20 protein-coding genes are annotated in these 22,325 nt (G+C 40.6%); 15 read left to right on the top strand and 5 right to left on the bottom strand.

The genetic code is table 11. The annotated features are described in order from the left end of the window. Window positions 1-130: 130 nt before the first annotated feature. The gene (locus V7201_RS15150; RefSeq protein ID WP_335377583.1) at window positions 131-1,198 is read right to left on the bottom strand and encodes a multicopper oxidase domain-containing protein; all 1,068 of its coding nucleotides are present in this window, start codon (window positions 1,196-1,198) and stop codon (window positions 131-133) included. A gap of 680 nt (window positions 1,199-1,878) precedes the next feature. On the opposite strand from V7201_RS15150, the gene V7201_RS15145 reads away from it, so the two are divergent. The 7 genes from V7201_RS15145 to V7201_RS15115 all read left to right on the top strand — a co-directional run bounded on the left by V7201_RS15145 (window position 1,879) and on the right by V7201_RS15115 (window position 10,792). Next, window positions 1,879-3,345 (top strand): CoA-acylating methylmalonate-semialdehyde dehydrogenase, encoded by a 1,467-nt coding sequence (locus V7201_RS15145; RefSeq protein ID WP_335377582.1) that lies wholly within the window; start codon window positions 1,879-1,881, stop codon window positions 3,343-3,345. A gap of 57 nt (window positions 3,346-3,402) precedes the next feature. Further along, the gene (locus tag V7201_RS15140) at window positions 3,403-4,758 is read left to right on the top strand and encodes an aspartate aminotransferase family protein (RefSeq protein WP_335377581.1); all 1,356 of its coding nucleotides are present in this window, start codon (window positions 3,403-3,405) and stop codon (window positions 4,756-4,758) included. 115 nt (window positions 4,759-4,873) lie between these two features. Next, window positions 4,874-5,968 carry an alanine dehydrogenase gene (ald, locus tag V7201_RS15135; RefSeq protein ID WP_335377580.1) on the top strand — a complete coding sequence of 365 codons (1,095 nt, stop codon included), beginning with the start codon at window positions 4,874-4,876 and terminating at the stop codon, window positions 5,966-5,968. Window positions 5,969-6,043: 75 nt separating this feature from the next. Then, window positions 6,044-7,300 carry a M20 family metallo-hydrolase gene (locus tag V7201_RS15130; protein WP_335377579.1) on the top strand — a complete coding sequence of 419 codons (1,257 nt, stop codon included), beginning with the start codon at window positions 6,044-6,046 and terminating at the stop codon, window positions 7,298-7,300. Window positions 7,301-7,376: 76 nt separating this feature from the next. After that, complete coding sequence (locus tag V7201_RS15125) at window positions 7,377-7,598, top strand: DUF3311 domain-containing protein (RefSeq protein ID WP_335377578.1); 222 nt, start codon at window positions 7,377-7,379, stop codon at window positions 7,596-7,598. Beyond that, on the top strand, window positions 7,598-9,064 hold the full coding sequence (locus V7201_RS15120) for a sodium:solute symporter family protein (protein ID WP_335377577.1): 1,467 nt from the start codon (window positions 7,598-7,600) through the stop codon (window positions 9,062-9,064). The genes V7201_RS15125 and V7201_RS15120 overlap by 1 nt, the downstream gene beginning before the upstream one ends. An 81-nt stretch (window positions 9,065-9,145) precedes the next feature. Then, a complete protein-coding gene (locus tag V7201_RS15115) occupies window positions 9,146-10,792 on the top strand; it encodes an amidohydrolase (protein WP_335377576.1) in 1,647 nt (548 codons plus the stop codon). A 197-nt stretch (window positions 10,793-10,989) separates the two neighbouring features. On the opposite strand, the gene V7201_RS15110 is transcribed toward V7201_RS15115, so the two are convergent. Next, the gene (locus V7201_RS15110) at window positions 10,990-11,859 is read right to left on the bottom strand and encodes an EamA family transporter (protein WP_335377575.1); all 870 of its coding nucleotides are present in this window, start codon (window positions 11,857-11,859) and stop codon (window positions 10,990-10,992) included. Between the two features lie 267 nt (window positions 11,860-12,126). On the opposite strand from V7201_RS15110, the gene V7201_RS15105 reads away from it, so the two are divergent. The 4 genes from V7201_RS15105 (at window position 12,127) to V7201_RS15090 (ending at window position 15,002) form a co-directional block, all read left to right on the top strand. Beyond that, entirely contained in the window at window positions 12,127-13,071 is a 945-nt protein-coding gene (locus V7201_RS15105; protein ID WP_335377574.1) for an ABC transporter ATP-binding protein, read from the top strand. A gap of 5 nt (window positions 13,072-13,076) precedes the next feature. Further along, window positions 13,077-13,841, top strand: coding sequence for an ABC transporter permease (locus V7201_RS15100; RefSeq protein ID WP_335377573.1), 765 nt, complete (start codon window positions 13,077-13,079; stop codon window positions 13,839-13,841). After that, the gene (locus V7201_RS15095) at window positions 13,841-14,626 is read left to right on the top strand and encodes an ABC transporter permease (RefSeq protein ID WP_335377572.1); all 786 of its coding nucleotides are present in this window, start codon (window positions 13,841-13,843) and stop codon (window positions 14,624-14,626) included. Before V7201_RS15100 ends, V7201_RS15095 begins: the two co-directional genes overlap by 1 nt. A 175-nt stretch (window positions 14,627-14,801) precedes the next feature. Continuing rightward, window positions 14,802-15,002, top strand: coding sequence for a hypothetical protein (locus V7201_RS15090; protein ID WP_335377571.1), 201 nt, complete (start codon window positions 14,802-14,804; stop codon window positions 15,000-15,002). 108 nt (window positions 15,003-15,110) lie between these two features. On the opposite strand, the gene V7201_RS15085 is transcribed toward V7201_RS15090, so the two are convergent. Then, window positions 15,111-16,103 carry an amidohydrolase family protein gene (locus V7201_RS15085; protein ID WP_335377570.1) on the bottom strand — a complete coding sequence of 331 codons (993 nt, stop codon included), beginning with the start codon at window positions 16,101-16,103 and terminating at the stop codon, window positions 15,111-15,113. Between the two features lie 259 nt (window positions 16,104-16,362). On the opposite strand from V7201_RS15085, the gene V7201_RS15080 reads away from it, so the two are divergent. Beyond that, on the top strand, window positions 16,363-17,466 hold the full coding sequence (locus V7201_RS15080; protein ID WP_335377569.1) for a threonine aldolase family protein: 1,104 nt from the start codon (window positions 16,363-16,365) through the stop codon (window positions 17,464-17,466). Window positions 17,467-17,534: 68 nt separating this feature from the next. Here the strand turns inward: V7201_RS15080 and V7201_RS15075 are convergent, their stop codons facing one another. Continuing rightward, window positions 17,535-18,266 carry a hypothetical protein gene (locus tag V7201_RS15075; protein ID WP_335377568.1) on the bottom strand — a complete coding sequence of 244 codons (732 nt, stop codon included), beginning with the start codon at window positions 18,264-18,266 and terminating at the stop codon, window positions 17,535-17,537. A gap of 247 nt (window positions 18,267-18,513) precedes the next feature. Here V7201_RS15075 and V7201_RS15070 point away from each other — a divergent pair, with 247 nt between their 5' ends. Beyond that, window positions 18,514-18,843: a hypothetical protein gene (locus V7201_RS15070; RefSeq protein WP_335377567.1), complete on the top strand. Its 330-nt coding sequence runs from the start codon at window positions 18,514-18,516 to the stop codon at window positions 18,841-18,843. 543 nt (window positions 18,844-19,386) lie between these two features. Further along, window positions 19,387-19,974 (top strand): Crp/Fnr family transcriptional regulator, encoded by a 588-nt coding sequence (locus tag V7201_RS15065; protein WP_335377566.1) that lies wholly within the window; start codon window positions 19,387-19,389, stop codon window positions 19,972-19,974. A 21-nt stretch (window positions 19,975-19,995) separates the two neighbouring features. Here the strand turns inward: V7201_RS15065 and V7201_RS15060 are convergent, their stop codons facing one another. Next, a complete protein-coding gene (locus V7201_RS15060; RefSeq protein ID WP_335377565.1) occupies window positions 19,996-20,619 on the bottom strand; it encodes a Crp/Fnr family transcriptional regulator in 624 nt (207 codons plus the stop codon). A gap of 221 nt (window positions 20,620-20,840) precedes the next feature. Between V7201_RS15060 and V7201_RS15055 the strand changes: the two genes are divergently transcribed. Continuing rightward, window positions 20,841-22,322 carry a 4-hydroxyphenylacetate 3-hydroxylase family protein gene (locus V7201_RS15055; RefSeq protein ID WP_335377564.1) on the top strand — a complete coding sequence of 494 codons (1,482 nt, stop codon included), beginning with the start codon at window positions 20,841-20,843 and terminating at the stop codon, window positions 22,320-22,322. Window positions 22,323-22,325 lie beyond the last annotated feature (3 nt).

Genomic DNA, 22,325 nt, shown 5'->3' with positions numbered 1-22,325 from the left:
TTACCAAAGTACAGACATAAAGACGTATGCCATTGTAAACCCAGCCAATGTATTTCATTAAATAAAGTAAAGCAGTTTCCAAATAAGGAAACTGCTTTGATCGTTTCAATGTAACGACTACCTGATTTCATCAGTGCCCAGTCATGGCACTTCCGTCATCCTTCCCATCCTTTGTCACTTTAATCATTCCAACCGCGCCCTTGGTCACATGATTAAATTGGTGAGTGACGATTGGATAGTTGCCTTCTTTTGTTACAGTAAACTCGACGACAGCACCTCCACTGGCTGGTAACATGACTGTTTGCAGGCCTTTCATATGATTGAACGGATTTCCATCGATATAGACGTCATCGAAAATCGTCCCAACAACATGGAAACTGCTGACTTCATTTGGACCGACATTATTTACATATAAACGAATCCGGTCACCAACTTTTGCTAAAAGAGGAGTATCTACTAAACTGCCTACCACGCCATTTGTGTTTAGTTGTCCTTCTTTCAACGCCTTAGCTGAAAAAACAACATTGCTGGGCACTCCATTCGTAAAATCCTCTAAATCGTTATACTTATACCATTCATTTTGGATAATGACAAATTCACGATCGATTTCTCCGTCGTTCGGATAACCATCATTCGGCTTCACTATGATCGTTCCATGCATTCCATTTGCAATGTGTGATAAAACAGGTTTGGTACCACAATGATACATGAACACTCCTGGTTTACTTGCAGGGTAGGTGAAGGAACCGCTTTCATTGGGCATTACATCAATAAAGTCCTTAGATGGAGCTGCATGTACGGCATGAAAGTCCATGCTATGGGGGATAGCAGGATCCATATTGACTAATTTGAAATTGATGATATCACCTTCATTAACTACCACTACAGGGCCAGGGGATTCGCCGTTAAATGTCCAGGCTTTATATATATTTCCTTTTGATATCTCAATATCCGTGATTTGTGCTGTCATTTCTACATTCACTTCATTTTCGCTTACTCGTTCAATTTTTAACGGGATCGGTGGCTGATTTACGTTTTCGTGTGGACCATATATGTTAGGGGCAGCAGCTGAAACGGTTCCTTTTGGATCACTTGTTTGCTGTGTGTTTTCTGAGGATGTAGTTGTACTGCAGGCTGGGAGTAAAAGTATCACGGCAGAAAAAAATGTGTTCCTCAAAAGCTTTTTATTATACCTCATTGTCCTTCCTCCTAGTTAATATCCTTATTCTAAAACGTTTTTTCATAATCATTTTATTCTGTCGATGATGTGGGCATTGTGATTGAAATCACAAATTTAAAGGAGCGAAATGAACGGTATGTGAACTATTTCATTTACGCTGAGACCTTTATCACTCTGTTGAAGTTTAGATACTATATATACATTAATTAACGTAAAAAAGTTATCCCAAGAAAGCATTTGTGCATTGTAAAAATGATCAATTTTAAACAATTTAAAATGAGTTCAAATGGTCCGCAACTAAGGATCATATTTACCGCAAAGGTGCTAAAACACCGAGAATGCTCACCGTCCAGCCAGGAAGAATTTGCTTATTGAAAAAGACGACAGTAGGGCTTTTTCCTCCTCTTCAGTGGAAAGCGGACATCTGATGCGGAAATCAGATTATTAAAAGCAATGAAGTATATGAAAACAGCCAAACCCTAAGTGGAACATCAGAGGGTTCTATCAATCTAATAACGCGATTACACACAAAAGAAAGGTTCATTTTAGAGCTGTTTTACTTTTTTCATTATGTGAAAAATTCTTTGGCAGTTATTTTACACAATGTCTAATGAAAGCTAGTTGAAAATCAAAGATAATTTTACTATAAGGTAAATTTTTTAAAAATTTAGAAAAAAGATAAAGGAGGCTTCGTAGTAATGACAGTAATCAAAAATGATACGGCTGTATTGAAGAACTTTATTAATGGTGAATGGGTGGATGCACAGTGCACTGAAACTCTGGATGTGCCGAACCCGGCAACAGGTGAAGTATTGGCCAAAGTCCCGATTTCTTCAAAAACAGATGTGGAATTAGCAGTAAGTGCCGCTCATGAAGCGTTCAAAACATGGAAAAACACTCCGGTGCCAAAACGGGCGAGAATTTTATATAAATATCACCACTTATTGAGCGAGAATCATGAAAAACTGGCAAAGCTGATCGTTCAGGAAAATGGCAAGGCTTACAAGGAAGCGCATGGGGAAGTTCAGCGAGGTATCGAGTGTGTGGAGTTTGCAGCTGGTGCGCCAACTTTGATGATGGGTGAAAGCCTATCGAATATTGCGGAGGACATCGACTCTGAAATGTTCCGCTATCCGCTTGGGGTTGTAGGTGGGATAACTCCTTTTAACTTCCCGATGATGGTGCCTTTGTGGATGTTCCCGCTTGCGATTGCTTGTGGAAACACCTTCGTGTTAAAGCCATCTGAGCGGACACCGCTTTTAGCAAATGAATTGGTTGAACTGTTTTCAGAAGCGGGTGCTCCTAAGGGTGTATTGAATATTGTTCACGGTGCACATGATGTCGTGAATGGCTTGCTTGATCATGAGGATGTAAAAGCAATCTCGTTCGTAGGCTCACAGCCTGTAGCGAAATATGTATATGAAAGAGCAGCGGCACAAGGGAAGCGAGTCCAGGCATTATCCGGTGCAAAAAATCACCATATCGTCATGCCGGATGCAGACATGGAGAAGGCTGTTACTCATATTGTCAGTTCGGCCTATGGAAGTGCCGGGCAGCGATGTATGGCGTGCAGTGCCGTTGTCGTAGTTGGCGACGGAGATCAGTTCGTCCAGGCGTTAAAGCAGAAGGCAGACGAGCTTGTCATTGGAAATGGTTTGGATGACGAGGTTCTCCTCACTCCAGTAATCCGTGACACTCACCGGGAAAAGGTGCTGGGCTATATCGAAAAGGGAGTGGAAGAAGGGGCGACACTGCTGCTTGATGGACGGAATGAAATGGATGAATTCAAGGATGGCACCTTCTTAGGACCAACAATTTTTGACCATGTAACCCCAGAAATGACGATCGCAAAGGATGAAATTTTTGCGCCGGTATTAAGCTTGCTGAGAGCGGAGGACTTGGATGAAGCACTTGAATATCTTCGAAAATCCCGTTACGGAAATGGTGCGACCATTTATTCAAAGGATGCAAAAGCCATTAGACAGTTTAGAGAAGAAGCAGATGCAGGAATGCTGGGAGTCAATGTTGGTGTTCCGGCAACAATGGCCTTCTTCCCATTCTCAGGATGGAAGGATTCTTTCTACGGAGACCTGCATGTGAATGGCAAGGATGGGGTGAACTTCTTTACGCGCAAAAAGATGATCACTTCTAGGTTTGATTATTAATCGAATGGTTAAACGGGGATTTTTTTATAAAAGCCTGAAAGTAGGAGGAAGGCAGGAATGACAAAGATTAAACAAGGTGAAGATTTTCTGACGAAGGATCGGGATTATGTCTGGCATTCGATGAAGCCGTACAGTCCGGATAGTACCTTAATTGCTGAGAAAGCGGAAGGCTCGTGGGTGACGGATCATAACGGAAAACGATATTTGGATGGTATGGCCGGCCTTTGGTGTGTGAATGTTGGATACGGGCGGGAGGAGCTTGCTGAGGCAGCCTACGAACAGCTAAAACAAATGGCGTATTTCCCGCTAAGCCAAAGCCATATTCCGGCGATTAAGCTAGCGGAAAAATTGAATGAAATGATTGGTGACGAGTATGTGATCTTCTTTTCCAACAGCGGCTCTGAAGCGAATGAAACAGCATTCAAGCTCGTAAGGCAATACCACCAGCAAAAAGGGGAGGGCAGCCGATATAAATTCATCTCGCGCTACCGAGCGTACCATGGAAATTCGATGGGTTCTTTGGCGGCAACTGGCCAGGCACAGCGGAAGTATAAGTATGAGCCGCTGGCACCAGGATTCCTGCATGTGCCACCGCCGGATCTGTATCGCGGCAAGGATAGGGTGGACGCTCCGGCAAGTGAGCTGGAATCAGTAAAGGATATTGACCGGGTGATGACCTGGGAGCTGAGTGAGACGATTGCTGGTGTGATCATGGAGCCGATCATTACGGGCGGCGGGATTCTCGTTCCGCCTGATGAATATATGAAGGGTGTAAAAGAGGTTTGTGAAAAGCATGGCGCCTTGCTGATTGTCGATGAAGTCATTTGCGGTTTCGGCCGGACTGGAAAACCTTTTGGCTTCATGAATTATGGTGTTAAGCCAGACATTATCACGATGGCAAAGGGAATTACGAGCGCTTATCTTCCGTTGTCGGCAACTGCGGTTCGCAAGGAAATCTATGAAGCTTTTAAAGGCTCAGAGGAATACGAATATTTCCGGCATGTGAATACCTTTGGAGGAAATCCGGCTGCCTGTGCGCTAGCTTTGAAGAATCTTGAAATCATGGAAAATGAGCAGCTGTTTGACCGGTCGAGGGAGCTTGGAGATTACTTGAAACAAAGTTTGGCTTCGCAACTGGCTGACCATCCGTTTGTAGGAGATGTACGCGGGAAAGGGCTGCTTGTTGGAATCGAGCTGGTCAAGAATAAGGAGTCTAAAGAACCTCTTGAAGTGGACCTTGTAAACAAAGTAATTGGCGGCTGTAAGGGAAAGGGCCTCATCATTGGTAAAAATGGGGCAACCGTTGCTGGGTATAACAATGTGCTGACGTTATCTCCGCCATTGAATATTGAAATGGACGATCTTCAGTTTATCATCCAAACCCTGACGGATGAGTTGAAGGCGATTCAGTAGAATATTTTTAACAACCAACTTTGACACTCGTAATCCTTGGTAGTTTATAGGATTACGAGTGTTTTGCAAAATGTCCAAGGAGATTCCAGTATAGTACCAGAAAGGTAGATGGACAATGAAAATCGGTGTGCCCAAAGAGATTAAAAATAACGAAAACAGGGTCGCGCTTACACCTGCGGGAGTGATGCAGCTCGTTCAGCATCAGCACCAGGTGTTGGTAGAAAAAGGAGCAGGACTGAATTCAGGTTTTATCGATGAGCTTTACATGGAAGCTGGCGCGTTGATTGTTGAAAGTGCCGCAGAAGTATGGAAAAGCGAAATGGTTGTGAAGGTGAAGGAGCCTACACCTGATGAGTATCCATATTTTTATGATGGACTGATTTTGTTCACGTATTTACATCTGGCAGCGGATCGCGCTTTGACAGAAGCTTTGGTGGAAAAAAATGTCGTGGCAATTGCTTATGAAACAGTGCAGCTGCCAAACAGAACGTTACCATTACTGACACCGATGAGTGAAGTTGCTGGAAGGATGGCAACCCAAATCGGGGCATCATTCCTTGAAAAATCCCGTGGAGGCAAAGGGGTCTTGCTTGGCGGTGTGCCAGGCGTGAACAGAGGTAAGGTTACGATCATTGGCGGAGGTGTCGTCGGCACGAACGCCGCAAAGGTTGCAGTTGGTCTGGGGGCACAAGTGTCCATCCTTGATGTGAGTCCGGATCGCCTGCGTGAGCTTGATGATATTTTCGGCAATAACATCACGACATTGATGTCGAGTCCTTATACGATAGCAGATACTGTAGCGGAGTCGGACCTGGTCATTGGCGCGGTACTTATACCGGGTGCAAAGGCTCCGAAACTGGTAACAGAAGAAATGGTCTGCCTGATGCAGGAAGGATCCGTCATTGTCGACGTGGCCATTGATCAAGGCGGGATTTTTGAAACAGCCACACATGTCACTACGCACGCTAATCCGACATATGTGAAACATGGTGTTGTCCATTATGCGGTTGGGAATATGCCAGGAGCAGTGCCTCGGACTTCAACTATGGCGCTGACGAATGTGACAGTTCCTTATATTTTACAGATTGCCGATAAAGGGTATCAGCGGGCATTCGACGAGAATGAGGCCTTACATAAGGGGCTGAATGTTTTAGGTGGAAGAATTGTTTATGAGGAAGTAGCGAAGGCCCATCAAATGACGATGATTTAGGGAGTTTTAGAGAGAGATTTGTCTTTATGAAAAATTGCTAGAAAACAGATTGCTTGGTATTAAGGAGGAATTTTGATGACGCTGCAGACCTTAACAATAAACAAACAACGTCTGGAACAACGGATTAATGAATTAGCGGAGATTGGGAAAATTGGTGATACAGGGGTATGCCGTCTTGCCTTGTCCAAGGAGGACCGCCAGGGAGTTGAAAAGGTTAAGTTATGGATGGAGGAAGCAGGACTAACTGCAAGAATCGACGATTTCGGTAACTTGATTGGCCGGTTCGAAGGAGAAAGTCCAGAAGCACCGATTTTGATGCTTGGATCCCACATTGATTCGCAGCCATATGGAGGACGGTTTGATGGTGCAATTGGCGTACTTGGTGCTTTGGAAGTCGTGCAAACGATGAAAGAACACAATATTGTTCCTAAGGTGCCGATCGAAGTCGTTGCTTTTTGCGATGAGGAGGGCTGCCGATTCAATAAAGGACTGTTTGGTGTCAGGGGAATCCTCGGAAAATTAGAAGAGGGTGAGCTGGAACGGGCCGACAAGGATGGAGTCACCAGGAAAGAAGCACTGATCGAGTTTGGGTGTAACCCTGATAAGTTCCACGAATCTCAATATCCTAACGGAAGCATTGCGGCGTTCCTCGAAATGCACATTGAACAGGGACCAGTGCTTGAAAAGAACAACTTGCCGGTTGGCATCGTCACTGGTATATCAGGTCCTTTATGGCTGACAGTCGAATTGGAGGGATTTGCTGGACATGCCGGTTCCGTACCAATGCCGATGAGGCAGGATGCGTTAGTCGGTGCTGCGAAAGTCATTATTGCCCTCAACGAACTGGCAAGTGAAGATCCAGATGCCCCGACCGTTGGTACTGTAGGAAGTTTGAAGGTCTTCCCGGATTCTCGCAACATCATTCCTGAAAAGGTAAGCTTTACTGTGGATTTGCGAGATATCGATATTGATAGAAGGCACCGGCTAGAAGAGCGGCTCAGGGCGAGAATGGACGAGATCACGGCCCAGCATGGATTAACATGCAAAATCTCAGAAGACACAAACAGCGAGCCGCGGTACTGCTCCAAGGACATCATGGACGTCATGCGTGGTGAGAGTAAGGAGATGGGATTAGACACTATGGAGCTGATGAGCGGCCCATTCCACGATTCCCTGGCGATGTCATATGTTTGCGATTACGGAATGATCTTTGTCCGCTGCAAAGACGGAATCAGCCACAACCCAGCAGAATACTCCACCATCGACGACATCTCATTAGGAACCGAGCTGCTATACCGAACGACAGTGAAAATGGAAGAAAAAAACAAATAACTTTACCCCTTTAAAGCGCTGGGGGTCTGACCCCCGGCGCTTTAGAGCGTTAAAGATGAGAGGGAGATGAGGAAGGTTGAGCAAGGCGAGATTTAATACTCTTTATATTTTGTGTAGTGTGATTCCATTCTTGTTGCTTGTGTTTCCATTGTTTGAGATTGGGAACCGTGCGACTCCGATCGTCTTTGGTTTACCGTTTTCTTTTTTCTGGGTTATCCTTTGGATTTTCATTACATTTATTGCTTTGGTCGTTCTATATCGTTTTGATCCAGCAAAAGATGAGGAGGAGGATGTCTAATGCCAAGCTGGCAAATCGCTCTCATAATGATGATTATGTACCTGGCCATTGCACTTATTGTTGGAGTTATGGCTGGACGAGGAAGAGATGGAAGTTCTCTTGATGAATTTGCTGTAGCAGAAGGGAAAATCAGTTTATTCGTCATGTGGTTCCTTATGGGCGGATCGGTATTTAGTGCCTTTTCTTTCCTGGGTGCGCCAGGCTGGGCATACTCAAAGGGTGCTCCTGCATTGTATATCATTACCTATACTGCCTTTGCGATTCTACCATGGTATATCATCGGACCAAAAATTGGGAAAATAGGGAAGAAACACCGCTTGTATACTCTTGCGGGATTTTTGAAGGGTAGATTTAACAGCCCTGCCATCGCTGTTATCGTTGGTTTAATTGCTATATTTGCTTCAATTCAATACTTAGCTACACAGATGTCTGGAATGGCTATTATATTTAATATCATGACTGAGGGAAGAATCCCTTTCTGGTTAGGAGCACTTGTGTCATACGGTATCGTTGTTATTTATGTAGCCACTGGCGGCTTACGGGCTGCTGCCTGGTCAGACGTGTTCCAAGGTTTGCTAATGATCATCGTTTCATGGGTTGTTGGTTTGGCGATTGTCTATCAGCTGCATGGCGGAACGACGGAAATGTTTGCAAGTATGGCACGTGAAACGCCTGAGCTCCTTCAGATTGGCAAAGAAGGCTCAGCAATGGGGACTGTTGCATACACCACTACCATCTTAGTGTCTGTTATCGGTTTCCTGATGTGGCCGCATTTGTTCTCTAAATCTTATGCTTCCAACTCTCGGACAATTAAAAAGACAGTTCTCGCTTATCCGATTTTTGCTCTGTTTTTAGTACCGCTGTTATTAGTTGGGTTTGCAGCTAGAGGAGTAGTTGATGCTGGGGATCTTCAAAGTGCTGACCAAGTGTTGCCTTACTTAATTACCACTGTAATGAATTTGCCTGGATGGTTATATGGTCTTGTTGGGGCAGGTGCACTGGCAGCAGCGATGTCCACAGCGGATGCAATCACACATAGTGCGTCATTGGAAGTGACGGACGGGGTAATCAAACAAATATGGAAGAACCTTTCCGAGCAAAAGACGTTACTAATCATGCGGATTGGAGTCTTTGTAATCGGCGCATTGGCTTATTATATTACCGTTTTTGGCGGGCAAGGGTTAATTGCGTTACTTTTAGGTGCATATGGTTCGATTGTGCAATTCGCGCCAGGGGTTTATAGTGCTCTGTTCTGGAGACGAGCAACCACTAAAGGGGTTGTTTCTGGATTAGTTGTCGGAACATTTGTGAACTATTACTTCCAGCTTGTGGCGACCTCAACACCTTTTGAAATTCACGCAGGAATTCTGGGCTTGATTTTCAATATTATCATAATGGTAACAGTTAGCTTTATGACAAAGCCACAGACCGAAGAGGACGTCAAACGTTATGTTGATGTAGCTTAATGTAAAAATAAAAAAATCGTCAGACTGCTCATTTTTTAAAAATGGGTCTGACGATTTTTTCATACAAGAAAGGGGATTGAAATGAAAGCAGATATCGTCTTCTTAAATGGAGAAGTAATGACCGTCGATAAACAGGACAGGGTTGCACAGGCTGTTGCCGTAAAAGGAAATCGCATCCTTGCCGTGGGATCGAATGAAGAAATCCAAAATTTTGTCGCGAATGAAACAAAGATAATCAATCTGCAAGGAAGATCACTGCTCCCAGGATTAATAGACTCACATATTCATTTGACGATTTATGGTACCAACCTTTTAGGAGTAAGCTGTATTGAGCCGCATGTACAGTCTTTAGATGATCTGTTTGTCGACCTTCGTAAAAAGGCTGCTGAAACTCAAAAAGGACAATGGGTCAGGGCCTGGGGTTTTAATGAACAAAAACTAAGAGAAAAGCGTTATCCGACAAGAGCTGAGCTTGATGAAATATCGACAGAGCATCCAATTGTCATCATTCGGACATGTAACCATACGTCCGTTGTAAACAGCAAGGCCCTTGAAATAGCTAACATAAACGATAAAACTCCGAATCCAGAAGGTGGAATCATTGAAAGGAATCAAGATGGCACCCTTACTGGTCGCATGATCGAAAACGCACATATGCAGGTGTTTGAGTATGCGAGTTATACGAATGAGGAAATTCGTAAAGGGATCAAGTTAGCTTCAGAGGAATTCATTAAGGCAGGAATCACAAGTATCCATGATGCCGGTGCTTATGGAGATGGAGCAGAAACAATCCGGATTATGCAGCAGGCGGTCAAGGCGAATGAAGTGAAGGTTCGAGTATATGCGATGATTGGCTCATTAACCAATTCTCACGATTTTGTAAAAAAAATGGTCGACGCCGGACCGATTACCGGACTTGGTGATGAACGTTTCAAAATTGGTCCTGCCAAGCTTTTTACCGATGGAAGCAGTGTTGGTCCTACGATTGCGACACGCGAAGGATATACTCATGACCCTTCGGATAAAGGAATTATTTATTATAGCCAGCAAGAGTTAAATAGAATACTAGGATTAGCTCATGAAAAAGGGTTTCAGCTGACGGCACATGCACAGGGGGATCGAGCGATTGAAATGCTGTTGAATTGTTATGAAACGGCGTTGGCCAAGCATCCGCGGTCTGATCACCGACACCGAATTGAACATGCTGGGATTTCCTCTCCAGATTTGCAAGAGAGGATGGAGAAACTCGGTGTTGTTGTAACTCCAAATCCAGTCTTCATGTACGTCAACGGTGATAAGTACCTCGAATATTACGGTGATCGGGTGGATGTGATGTATCCTGCCCGCGATTTTATTGAAAAAGGAATTATTGCCGCATTTGGATCTGATGCACCAGTAACCTTCATGGATCCTCTACTCGGCATCCATGCTGCCGTAAATCGGAAATCGATCGGAGGAAAATCAGTAGGAGAGAACCAGCGCATCGAAATAATGGAAGCGATCAGGGCTTACACCTGGAATGGTGCATATGCAAGCTTTGAGGAAAATATAAAGGGAAGCATAGAGGCAGGAAAGTTAGCTGATTTCGTTGTGTTAGACTCCAGTATATTGAATCAAGATAAAAGTTTGATAAAAGAAATGAAGGTTGAACTTGCAATGATTGATGGGGAAGTTTTATATGATTCTCAGAATCTTTGTGCAGAGGCAGTTTGTGATGTGAAATCATGAAAATAAGTTAAGAATTATTTCTCGGGAAAGCGCAGGATGTGACTTTATTTTTACGGTATGTCGTACTTTGGGTATTGATGGCGAATGATGGCGCGGAAAATCATTAATAAAGCTTATGTCTGTACAATCTGCAAGAGATCAATAAAAAAAGGACAGCATAGTCCTTTTTTTTATTCTAAATTTAGGAACAACAACATTTAAATAATCAGCAGCCCTGTCCCAATCGTAATAAGTACAGCCCCAGCAATCGTATACTTCGTTGGTTTCTCTTTTAAAATTACAAAGCTTAAGATCATGGTAAGCACTACACTAAACTTGTCGATCGGATTTACGACACTTACCTTGCCAAGTGCCAATGCTCCAAAATAGCATAGCCACGAGAATCCTGTTGCCGCTCCAGATAAAATGAGGAAAATATATGATTTCTTTGTGATATTACTTAGTTCTTTGAAAGTTCCTTGAAAGAAAACAATTCCCCAGGCAAAAAGAAGAATCACTACAGTACGAATAAATGTAGCAACATTTGAATCCACGCCTTCAATTCCAATCTTGGCTAAAATATTTGTAAGCGCAGCAAAAATCGCCGAAAGAATAGCGAGAAAAATATAAGACTTGGTATTTAAAACTTTCTTCTCCTTGTTATTTTTATCTTTTTTACTTATTAACACAAAGGTTCCGATGGATATCACTATTCCACCCGTTATTACTACTGCCGTTGCAGGTTCTTTGAGAATTATAAAGGATAACACGATTGTGAGAACGACACTTGCTTTATCGATCGGTACAACCTTTGAAACATCACCAATTTGTATCGCTTTAAAAAAACATATCCATGACAAACCTGTGGTCAGTCCAGAAAGTATTAGGAAAATCAGTGCATGCATCGAAACGGTAATAATGCTGCCGGTTTGTCCCGTTATGATGACCATCAGAAAAGCCATAATCAAGACGACAACCGTCCTGACAGCAGTAGCTAAATTTGAATCGACATCTTCTATTCCAATCTTGGCCAGTATTGCTGTAAACGACGCAAATAATGCAGCCAATAGTGCTAATATAATGCTCATCTTATGGTTAACTCCATTTCTAAGTGAAACTATATACTTTATTAGTTTGTAAAAGAGTCCCAGGAATATTCTTTTTTTGGGGATCATCATAGTCAGTCTTTACATATTTAAAAAATGACATCAAAGCGACACCCACCTGGAGCGTCGCATTTTTAATGAGAAGAAAATAATTATATGAAAATTTGTAAGAATCTTTTGATAATATCTAGATTTATTGAGAAATTATGGTAATATTTATCAATGACTAAATTGTTTAGGGGTGAGTCGATGAGTAAAATCATAGAAGTTAAAGGGGTTTCTCGCTTTTATAAATTGAAAGAGGGTTTGAAATATGCTTTAGAAAATATTACTTTTGACGTAGAAAAAGGGGAAGTCTTTGGTTTGCTTGGACCTAATGGTGCTGGGAAAACGACGACGATTAAAATTTTGACAACATTGTTGCTTCCTTCCGCGGGTGAAGCAAAGGTTCTTGGCTATGATGTTGCTTCGGAGAGTCACAAGATTCGTAATCATATAAATTTCGTCTATGGGGGTGAACGAGGCGTATATGGAAGATTGACAGCGAAAGAGTATATGCATTACTTTTGTACGCTTTATAAAATCAAAAATAAAGAGCAACCAGGTTTAATTAAAGAATTACTTACATTAGTTAAATTAGAGGATGCAGAAAATCAAAAAATCCACACATATTCAAAGGGTATGATTCAACGATTACATATTGCAAGGTGTTTGATTAATGATCCTGAGCTGTTGTTCCTTGATGAACCAACGATTGGTTTAGATCCGATTGGCGCAAAATTATTGCGAGACCTTGTAAAGGATTTATCAAACAAAGGCATTACCATCATTCTCACGACCCATTATATGCAGGAAGCTGATGAACTTTGTGATCGTATCGCTTTTATCAAAGCTGGAAAAATCAGTCTGATAGGTGAACCGGATTATATTAAGCGGAGCTGCAATCATCTTAATTTATTTGAAGCTACAATGAGTATCTATGATATAGAAAAAATAAAGCAAGATCACTATTTTAATAAACTTGAAATTGAGGTTATAAAAGAGCCTTATTATAATGTTCATTTCGAAGTCAATGAGACCGATATGGACATTGTCACGAAATATCTTAGTCAATTTGGGGAGATTTTGAAAATCGGAAAGAGAGAAATCTCCCTGGAGGATGCCTATATCTATCACATGAAGGATGTAGGGTGAGAAGGATGAATCTATTTTTTCTGCTGATAAGAGAAATTAAATATTTTACTAATTTCAATAATAAGATGTATCAATTCCTGCTGTTTTTTCAGCCGCTAATGTTTTTATCGATAGGCTATTTTCTTAAGCAGCTGAGAGGGGATATGAATTCGGACAAATTTGTCGTGGCATCTGCCCTGATCAGTATGTGGAGCTATGTCTTATATTCATCAGGCTCGGCACTGATCTCACAAAAGTGGAGTGACACGCTAAAATTATTAATTGCCGCTCCAGTATCATTATTTGCGGTCATTTTGACAAAAGCTTTGAGTAATTCTGTGATTGCTTTAATCTCCATGGCGTTAAGTTTTATTTATGCTAGGTTTATTTTTCAATTCCATTTAGAGATTGCCAGCTACGGATTATTTTTTCTTTCTATACTTGTACTTGTTTTTTCATTAAGTGTTGTTGGTCTAATATTAGCCGTCGTCTTTGTTGCTTCTCAAAATGTATTTGATTTTCAGAACTTGATCCTTACTCCAATGATCTTGCTTTGCGGCGTATTCATTCCTGTTGAACAGTTCCCGGCTTATTTAAGGATGCTAGCTTATCTGATCCCAATGACCTGGGGAATTAAATCGGTACATGCTACCCTGGATTTATCTCCTGTAATGTTTACAACGATGGGAATCTCGATTATCGTCAGTCTTATTTACTTAATTCTTTCCTATTATATCGTGAAAAAAATAGAGATAGTGCTGCGTAAAACGGGCAGTTTGGGGGCGATATAATGCTTTTAATCAATAAATATGGTTTTACGAATCTATCATATAAAGCGATTTACTCCTTTCAGACGCTAAAATTATTCATTTTATTTCGTATTGTCGATCCTTTTATGCACTATATCTTTTTTGCCACCCTTGCTAGCTCATTTATTGGCTCGGAGTATTTAAAATATGTCGTTGTCGGAAACATTGCCTATTACACCTGTCAAACGATTATGATCAATTACATGAATATGTTCAGAACCGAACGAAGGTATGGAACATTAGAGTTAAATATCGCTTCACCGACTCCCACACTTTTCATTATCCTGAGAAAGGGCATCGTTCCTCTTCTCGATGGTTTATTTGTTTTTATCGTAGGGCTGATGATCGGGAGTGTATTATTTGGCATAACTTTGCCCTGGGATAGATTAGGCAGTTTATTATTGTTGTTTATCATTACATTGTTTTCTGTTATCAGTTTTTCTTTGCTTTTCGCATCTGTGAGTTTATTATTCTCGAACGTAAACCTGTTCTTAAATCTGTCATTGGCCTTTTTTCAGGTATTCTGTGGCGTGAACTTCTCGGTTACATTGCTTCCAGACGCTTTAGAAATTATGGCGCGCTTACTGCCTCTCACTCACAGTATTGAAGCCCTGCGTTCTCTATATGGATTCGAAAATTATGATGTAAATCAACTGTTAGGTACTGAATTTATTATAGGTATATGTTATTTGGTTATTTCTATTGTGTTAGTGTCAGTAATGGAAAAGCTTGCAAGGAAGAATGGGGCTTTATTCAAAAATGTATAACTAATTATCAGACGCATTCTTAGTGTGAATGTGCCTTTGTTTTTGCATAAAATGAATTAAGGTTATTTTTATATAAAAACGTAAGGAAGTTTACTAAGGATACTCGATCGATTGAAAGCAGGTATTAAAATCGATTGCATAAAATAATTATGAATATCGAATAAGGAGTGAGTTCATGTCCAGATATGTTAGTATGTTCCTCTTAACTCTATTTGTAAGTGTAATCGTCTTTTATATAGTTGGTTCTATTGTAAGTGGCGGAGGCGATCCTGCAGAAGAGGCTGTTTTAATGGTAGGAATAATCATTGTACTTCTTCTTTCATTTTTGATTTCCCAAATTTACTATTTAATCGATTTAATGAAGAAGAAGTTGTGAATTTCCTTATTCATTAAATTACACAGAGGCTTGTAGAATGAACACCTATTATTGCGTATAGCGAACGGGAATTTAAACGATAAAAAGCAGTGAGTCACTTGCAGGAACTCACTGCTTTATTCTTTTTTCCAAGAGGAAAATTAGTTCATTTGCTTTTCGTTTATTTAATCGATAAGTTTTATCTTTTATCTTAAGCTGCTCTGACAGATCTTTAATTTTTTTTATCTGATAATTCGTTGGTGGTTGTTCTTCTATTAATTTCTTATAGTTTTCCGAAGCAACCATAGCAGCTGTTTCTGGAGATAGTAAATCAAGTAATTCATACATAGCTTTATACGAATTCTCTAACCCGATATCGTAGCCTGAATCAGAACCTAAAAAGAAACGATCAGGATATTTTTCGATCAATTCTACAAAATCTTCTAAATCGTGTTGTCGTCCTTTATTATATTGAGAAAAACCTGCGTAAAAATCAATATAGAGATTATCGTATTCTTTTAAAAGTAAATCTAAATTTCCAGGAGAATTATATACATTACCGTGTGCGAAAATAAAGATTGTTTTTGGGTGTTTCTCTAACGCAACTTTTAAAAAATGTATAGGAGACCCTTGAGGTGGATCAATATGCAGCAAAATGGGAACTTTATATTCGCCAGCCAGATTGTAGATTTCCGGTAATCGACCATAATAAGGGTGTTCACCTTTCCACTGTACATTTGCAAATGGTGAATAGGTTGATGCTGCTAAAATTTCTCCAATGTTCAGGTAACCTTGCTCTAATTTGTTTTGTACCATTTCTACACCGTTCTCATCTTTATCTAGAGGTATTCCAGCAAAAGAGGGAACGATATAATCCGTATATTTTTTATAATATTTCCATGTCAAACTATCCGTGTGAACAGCAGAAGGTTCAGAAATATCTCCGAACAATACGGTCTTATCAACTCCGTATGTTTTCCAAACATTAACGTATGAGCCGTAATCTTGTATTCTTTTCTCATTCATATCGACTAATTTAATATCATGGCTGTGTACATCAATCAATGGTAACTCTTTATACACTTCAATTATATCTTGTCCTTCCACTCGATCATTACGCATTTTTATGATTTCATGAGGGAGGTTTTGATCTTTCGTAAATTCAGTTACAGTAACTATTTTTACCGTTTCATTAAAGGTGAAGTATATTACGCAAAAAAGAATTAAAAAACTTCCTATGATGATTGTGTTTTTAATGTGAAATCCCCCTTTACAATTATTGATAGAATACCACAAATTGGATAAAAATGACCTACCTTATTACCATTTGATATAATGAAAAATGAAAAAACAGAATCTTATAAAAAGCAGGTGTACCAATATGAATGAAGTTACCACATTACAAGATTCATATAATCAAACAAGTCACCAATTGGCCGGACATGGCAATAGGGATGTCCAGATATTAAAAGAAGCTTTCCAAACTATTGATGGGAGTTTGCTAAGTGATATTTATGGAAGTGGCAAAGTCATTGAAGATTTTCAGGATAAAATGGCTGTTTTGTTAGGGAAGGAAAAGGCGGTCTTTTTTCCTAGTGGAACGATGGCCCAGCAGATTGCTTTGCGAATTTGGTGTGATGAAAAAGGCATTCCAAAGGTTGCCTATCATCCTTTGAGCCATTTGGAGATTCACGAGGAAGATGGGTTGAAGGAATTACATAAAATTGAAACGGTTTTACTAGCCGACAAGACAAGGGTAATTGAGCTGGAAGATGTCAAGGCAATGGAGGAGGGAATTTCCTGTCTCTTGCTCGAGCTGCCTCAACGTGAAATAGGCGGGCAATTGCCTAGCTTTAATACTCTTGTGCAAATTTCCGAGCATTGCCGGTCCTATGGGATCAAACTGCACCTCGATGGAGCCCGCTTATTGGAAGTACTCCCATATTACCAGAAAAGTGCAGCTGAAGTTTGTGAGCTTTTTGACAGTGTCTATATGTCCTTCTATAAGGGAATTGGCGGAATAGCAGGGGCAATTTTAGCAGGAGACACAGAGTTTATCAACAAATCTAAGGTATGGAAAAGAAGGTACGGCGGGGATCTGATCAGCCTGTATCCTTATATCCTTTCAGCGGACTATTATTTTGAAAAGAGATCTCACAAAATGGGGCAGTATTACGAAGATGCTAAGGAACTCGCGCAGCTGTACAATTCATGCTATGATCTTTCAACTCTCCCTGAAATACCTGTTTCAAATATGTTCCATGTCCATATAACCCATTCAAAAGAGGAAGTGGAAGCTGTTATTATAGAAGTTCAGCAACAAACTGGTGTGGGCATTACCAATCATTTAAAAGAAACTAGAGAAAATTCCTGCTATTATGAAGTGAGTTTGGGTGACCGTTATGCCGATATACCAAAGGACATTTTAATGGAAACATTCAAGCTGCTTGATGAGAAGATGAAGCAAAGGTTTCAAACTAAGTAGCTGCACAAGTTTGTTGATTAATTGATTCATTACGCTAAAAATAAGCAATCCTGCTCATGCAGGATTGCTTATTTTTCTTCTATTGATTCAGTTTTAAATAGTGCTGGATTTGATTCCATGTTCAAGCTCTGAGTGGATGCCCACAGATTTGCTAAAAACCTTGGCATCATTTGCTGTGATGGCAAGATGCCATATCTTGAAAAATAAATGAACAGCTTCAGATAGGTTCGTGCGTTGCCGGGAAGATGGATTTTTTTTGCGTAAAATCCATTCTCTGTTACGGTTGCAAATGAACGTGTTTCAAAGCCAGAGATGAACCGGGTTTTTTCACTTTTGTATTCATTTTCAATGAAATGGATTTTTTTAATGATCGTCGGGTCATCTGTTCCATCATAGTTTGAGAGCCTTGCCTGGAGAAAAGCAGGAACAGAAGCCAACTCATCAACAAGCGATAAAACATGACCATACGCTTTGTCGTGGCCTTCGTATAAAGGAATAAGATTCAAATCCTCTAGTAAATCAACCAGTTCCATTGTCTCTTCTTTTAAATATGGTGGCCTGAAAATTTGCCTTGAAAGCTTCAGCACATCCAATGATTCACAAACCAATGATGTGAAAAAGTACCATTGTCCATTGTCATCGATGGATAAGTCATACGCTTTTCTGTCCTTCTCCAACAGATAATCCTTAAAACGATCCCCTTTGTCAAAAGTGAAATCCCGCTCTGACTCTTTGCTGGGTTTAAAGCCAAAGGGAGGTTCAATTGGGACTGCTATTTCGGAAAAAAGTTTATTCTTCAAGTTTGGTCACACCTTTTTACTCATTTCTAATCGTCATAGTAACAGATTTCCCGTTAGTGAGGGAAAAGAAAACATGTCTAGGAACTTTTATCCCGGTTTTCACATTTTTATTGGCGAAGTTCACAATTGTTTAAAGTAATGAAAGTCATTTGCATGATAAATCACTATGAAGCAAGATTGGAAAATACGTTTAATCTATTAAATTTTCTAGGACTATTCTACAATATGATTAAGGGGAGGTGAAAACATGTTGGAAGAAAGATTCGACAGAGTTGAGGGCATGCTTACTCAATTGCTTACAATAGTTAGGAATATCCAAACTGTTCAACAGGAACACAGCAAGAGGCTGGATTCTATCGAAAAGAGATTGGATAACTTAGAAGCAAAAATGGACTCAATGGAAGCAAAAGTGGACTCAATGGAAGCAAAAATGGATGCCACTGATGTTAAGAATGAGGGGCGCCATAGTGAAATTATTGATCGATTCAATAGATTAGAAATGGATCAGGACTTTATCTGGGAAAAAGCTGCACGTAATGAGAGAGAACTTGAGCTGATAAAAAGAAGGCTGAGCTGAAGATTATTGCAGTCATGCTGTAATAAAAAAGCATTACTAATTCAATTTATTATCATGATGTTCTTCTTAATGAGTAATTCTTCCGCAAGTTCCTTTCACATAATAATCCTCAATTGAAAAAACCAAGTTAAAAACTTTAAGTCTAAGTGCTCCATGTAAGTCAGGCAGAAGGCAAATAACGATCCCTATTTGTTGATTATTTAGAATTATATGATGCATAAAAATTAGGTTTATTAGGAAACCTGATTTTAAATCCCCAACAAGATCTAAAGCCTCCATATTAAAATTCAAGTATTTACCAATTTATTTTGTGATAAAAACGAACTAGTATACGAAACGGCAAAACGTTCAGAGCTATTATTCCTGAACGTTTTTTATAATTAGAATAAGTTGTTTTGCATAGCAAACTGAGGGACGGAGCTCTAATTTTAGTAAATACGTCTATGTTAAAATTTGATATAATTGTCTTAATAATTAAAAAACGTCCAAAAAGAATATAAGGGTGATCACATGCATAACCTTCGCTATTTATGGGAGCCTTTTTTGGCATATGGCCAGTTGTTCGAGGTGGAGAGGAATAAGGTGGTTTATCACCAGGGAGAGGCTGGCCGCGGGATCTATTATTTGAAGATGGGTGAGGTTAAGGTAACGCTTCTTTCAGATCATGGGGACGAGCGGATCATTAATATCGTTCCGCCTGGGATGCTGTTTGGTGAGCATGGTGTTCATGGGGAGCCCTATTTAACGAGCGGTACGACGACTTGTGCGTCAAGAATTTATTTTTTTTCAGATGAAGTGATTGCGAAGATCTGCAAGGAACATCCCGATGCAGCAATGATTTATACAGATTCACTCATCTATAAGTTTAGGACGCTCGCAGAAATCATCGCTCATCTGGATAGTCCTGTAGAACAACAAATGGCTTTTTATTTGCTAAAACTTGTTCAGGAGAACGGGAACGCCTCGATGAATCAAACGGCTTTTTCCAAGTACATTGGCACTTCCCGGATTACCGTGAACAAGATTATTCAGAAATGGAAGCAAATAGATTACATAGAGCTTAAAAAGCGTGAAATCGTCATTAAGGATTTTGATAAAATCAGGGCCATTGCCAGCAATGCCCAACAGTAATTCAATAATGGAATTTCATGCTCAGCCAACCAGGTTTCTTAAGAAATCTGGTTTTTTTATGTAGTATTTTCGTTTTTGGATGTCAACGACACCGGCTTCCTGCCATTGTTTTAGGACTTTATATACAGTAATGCGTGTGAGTCCAGTACAGCAGGCGAGGTCCTGCTGGCTGATTGGAATTTCGTAATTTTTGAATTCATCACAGATGTTGTGGAGCAGAACAGCTAGTTTTTGTTCTGATGTAAGCGCATTCAAATTAATCCGATCTAAAAGGATTTTCATTTTATGAATGACGCTTTTTGAAAAGAGTTTGAAGAGTTCTGGATGGGCAATCATAAGTTTCCTGAATTCGTCTGAAGAGAAGTGATAGACAACGGAATCTTTGACGGCTATAGCGGTAGTGAAATGTGTGTTTTGATCAAGTGACTGAACGCCCAACAGCTGGTTTGGGATGACGATGTTCAGCATATTTTCTTTTCCAGTGGCTGTTTCAGTGATGATCCGTACTAGTCCTTTATGCAGGTAGTAGAAGCCTTCGCCGTTTTTTCCTTGCTGATAAATGTATTCCTTTTTCCTGAAAAACTGGCGAGTTCCGTATTTTAGATAGGCCTCCCAATGGAATACATCTTCATAAACCGTAACCATACCATTACCTCCCAAAAACATTTTTGGATTTGAAGCTTTGCCATGATTGCTAATTACTATAATCATAGGTGAAATAAGGCTTAATTTCTATAATAAGTTAGACAATTTAGACTTTTAAGAAAACTAATTCTGAAAAAATGTTAAATAGGCTACAGTTACGTTCAAAATTTAGTATTACAATTCAAATTGAATTTTCAATTAATTTTATCAGGAGGGTGTATATGGGAATTAGGACTGGGGCTCAATATATCGAAGCAGTTAAAGCACGTAAACCTGAGGTATGGCTTTCAGGCAAAAAGGTGGAAAATTTGTTTGAGGAGCCGGTGTTCAAGCAGCCGATTCTTGAAATCGCAAGGCTGTATGATATGCAGCATGATCCGGAATTCCAGGATAAAATCACTCATGTATGCGAAGAGACAGGGGAGAGAGTCAACAACTCATTCCTTGTCCCTAAGAGCTATGAGGATTTGGTAAAACGCCGCAACGTATTCGAAGCGTATGCAAAGGCAACCTTCGGACTGATGGGAAGAACACCCGATTTCTTGAACGTTGTTGTGACTTCCATGTACTACAATTCCTGGTTCTTTGAAAAATACAATCAAAACTGGGCGGATAATGTCCGCAACTATTATAAACATCTTCGCGATAACGATATCTTCTTAACACATGCAATCATCAACCCGCAAAACGACCGCAGCAAGACTTCTCACGAACAGAAGGATGAGTTCACACATCTTGGCGCAGTAAAGGAAACACCGGATGGTTTGGTGGTAAGAGGAGCAAAAATGCTTGCGACACTTGCCCCGATCACTGATGAAGTCATTATTTATTCATTCCCTGGATTTGCACCTGGAGATGAGAAGTATGCTTTAGCATTTGCTATTCCAATTGAAACACCTGGCCTGCGCATCATCTGCCGTGAACCGATGCAGGATGGAACTCGTTCTTTCTTTGATCATCCGCTTGCTTCAAGATTCGAAGAAATGGATGCCTTGCTTGTTTTTGATGATGTAGTCGTTCCTTGGGACCGTGTTTTCTTATATAACAACGTCGAAGCAGCCAACAAGCTATACCCAATGACAGGTGCAGGACAGCAGCCAGCACATCAGTCAGGTGTCCGGGGTCTTGTAAAATTGGAGTTCGCTACACAAGTAGCCATGAAGGTAGCTGACACAATTGGTGTTGATGGATACCTGAATGTTCAGGACCAGCTAGGAGAACTTGCGCAGTCGCTTGAGTCAATCAGAGCATTGCTGAAGGTTGCGGAATATGAGCACACAATTACGGAGCAAGGGGAAGCGATGCCAGATTATGTAGCACTTGAAACGATTCGCGGCCTGCTGCCAAAAATGTATCCACGCGCGATTGAAGTTATGCAAATTGTAGGAGCTGGCGGATTATTGATGTCACCAACAGGCGCTGATTTTGACGCTGTTGAATTACGCGAGTCGATTGATAACTACTATGTTGGACGTGAAGGTGTATCTTCACTGGAGCGCGTCAGCATTTTCAAACTTGCGTGGGATCTGTGCGGCGAGGCGTTCGGACAGCGATTGTTGCAGTATGAGCGCTATTACACAGGAGACCCGATTCGCAAGCGAGGTATTTTCTATAACAACTATAAGCGTCAGGCAAAACTCGATATGGTTGAGGAAGCGTTAAAGGGATGTCAGCTGGATAATAAGGAAGCGCTTACAAAATAAATG

It is taken from the genome of Bacillus sp. JJ1122 (assembly GCF_036964885.1).
Taxonomy (GTDB): domain Bacteria; phylum Bacillota; class Bacilli; order Bacillales; family Cytobacillaceae; genus Mesobacillus.
The sequence above is the reverse complement of the archived record's forward strand: the minus strand, read 5'-3'. Positions and strand labels throughout refer to the sequence as shown.

Excerpts from the sequence above, each read along its gene's own strand:
- V7201_RS15150 (WP_335377583.1), bottom strand. The coding sequence starts at position 1,198 with ATGAGGTATAATAAAAAGCTTTTGAGGAACACATTTTTTTCTGCCGTG.
- V7201_RS15145 (WP_335377582.1), top strand. The coding sequence starts at position 1,879 with ATGACAGTAATCAAAAATGATACGGCTGTATTGAAGAACTTTATTAAT.
- V7201_RS15140 (WP_335377581.1), top strand. The coding sequence starts at position 3,403 with ATGACAAAGATTAAACAAGGTGAAGATTTTCTGACGAAGGATCGGGAT.
- ald (WP_335377580.1), top strand. The coding sequence starts at position 4,874 with ATGAAAATCGGTGTGCCCAAAGAGATTAAAAATAACGAAAACAGGGTC.
- V7201_RS15130 (WP_335377579.1), top strand. The coding sequence starts at position 6,044 with ATGACGCTGCAGACCTTAACAATAAACAAACAACGTCTGGAACAACGG.
- V7201_RS15120 (WP_335377577.1), top strand. The coding sequence starts at position 7,598 with ATGCCAAGCTGGCAAATCGCTCTCATAATGATGATTATGTACCTGGCC.
- V7201_RS15115 (WP_335377576.1), top strand. The coding sequence starts at position 9,146 with ATGAAAGCAGATATCGTCTTCTTAAATGGAGAAGTAATGACCGTCGAT.
- V7201_RS15110 (WP_335377575.1), bottom strand. The coding sequence starts at position 11,859 with ATGAGCATTATATTAGCACTATTGGCTGCATTATTTGCGTCGTTTACA.
- V7201_RS15105 (WP_335377574.1), top strand. The coding sequence starts at position 12,127 with ATGAGTAAAATCATAGAAGTTAAAGGGGTTTCTCGCTTTTATAAATTG.
- V7201_RS15100 (WP_335377573.1), top strand. The coding sequence starts at position 13,077 with ATGAATCTATTTTTTCTGCTGATAAGAGAAATTAAATATTTTACTAAT.
- V7201_RS15095 (WP_335377572.1), top strand. The coding sequence starts at position 13,841 with ATGCTTTTAATCAATAAATATGGTTTTACGAATCTATCATATAAAGCG.
- V7201_RS15090 (WP_335377571.1), top strand. The coding sequence starts at position 14,802 with ATGTCCAGATATGTTAGTATGTTCCTCTTAACTCTATTTGTAAGTGTA.
- V7201_RS15085 (WP_335377570.1), bottom strand. The coding sequence starts at position 16,103 with ATGCGTAATGATCGAGTGGAAGGACAAGATATAATTGAAGTGTATAAA.
- V7201_RS15080 (WP_335377569.1), top strand. The coding sequence starts at position 16,363 with ATGAATGAAGTTACCACATTACAAGATTCATATAATCAAACAAGTCAC.
- V7201_RS15070 (WP_335377567.1), top strand. The coding sequence starts at position 18,514 with ATGTTGGAAGAAAGATTCGACAGAGTTGAGGGCATGCTTACTCAATTG.
- V7201_RS15060 (WP_335377565.1), bottom strand. The coding sequence starts at position 20,619 with ATGGTTACGGTTTATGAAGATGTATTCCATTGGGAGGCCTATCTAAAA.
- V7201_RS15055 (WP_335377564.1), top strand. The coding sequence starts at position 20,841 with ATGGGAATTAGGACTGGGGCTCAATATATCGAAGCAGTTAAAGCACGT.